The organism is Psychromonas sp. 14N.309.X.WAT.B.A12 (genome assembly GCF_030397575.1).
Lineage (GTDB): Bacteria > Pseudomonadota > Gammaproteobacteria > Enterobacterales > Psychromonadaceae > Psychromonas.
On the sequence record NZ_JAPNXS010000026.1, the window covers coordinates 1 to 1,014 of the forward strand.

1 protein-coding gene is annotated in these 1,014 nt (G+C 47.1%); it reads right to left on the minus strand.

Annotation, left to right across the window (positions count from 1 at the left end; genetic code table 11):
* Positions 1-1,014: Ig-like domain-containing protein (locus OW492_RS16905; RefSeq protein ID WP_290041697.1), on the minus strand; the 1,014-nt coding region annotated here is incomplete at both ends.

Sequence of the window (1,014 nt, forward strand, 5' to 3'; positions counted from 1 at the left end):
TGGTGCCGGTTGCAGCGTCACTGCTGTTATTCGCCGTATCCGTTGCCACCACACTTACTGCGATGTCACCCTCAGTCAGTGCTGCTAATTCGTTATCCGCTAATGTCCACGTGCCATTAGTATTGTTCGTTGCTGTATATTCAATATCATTAACCGTCACTACAACCACTGCTATCGCATCGTCAACACTACCCGTTAACATCGGTGTGTTATTGGTAGTAATAATTGAATCGACGCTGACCACTGGTGCGGTGGTATCAATCTCAATGGTTGTTGTTGCGCTGTCGCTATGGCCGGCTTCATCACTCGCAGACACACTTACTTCAACATCCCCTTCGATTAAGTCAGGTAAAGTATCAGCCGCTAAACTCCAGGTTCCATTTTCGTTATTCACTGCGGTGTATTCAACCGCATTGACCGTCACAATCACAGTCGCAGTTGGGTCATCAATACTGCCGCTTAACGCAGGTGACGTCTCGTTAGTCACTAACGCATCAATACTCACGTTTAAGCCAGTCGTATCTACTTCAACCGTACCGGTGTTTGTCGCGCTATTACCTGCCGCATCTGAAGCAGTGACGGTAATAATGGTTTCACCATCATCCAGTGCAGGTAAAGTATTATCCGCTAATGTCCACGTACCATTAGCATTGTTGGTTGCTGTATATTCAATATCATTGATAGTAACCACAACATCTGCCGTGGGATCATCAATCGTACCGGTGATCGCAGGAGTTGTATCATTGGTAATAATTGAATCGACGCTGACCACTGGTGCGGTGGTATCAATCTCAATGGTTGTTGTTGCACTGTCGCTATGGCCGGCCTCATCACTCGCAGACACACTTACTTCAACATCCCCTTCGGTTAAGTCAGGTAAAGTATCGGCCGCTAAACTCCAGGTCCCATTTTCATTATTCACTGCGGTGTATTCAACCGCATTGACCGTCACAATCACAGTCGCAGTTGGGTCATCAATACTGCCGCTTAACGCAGGTGACGTCTCGTTAGTCA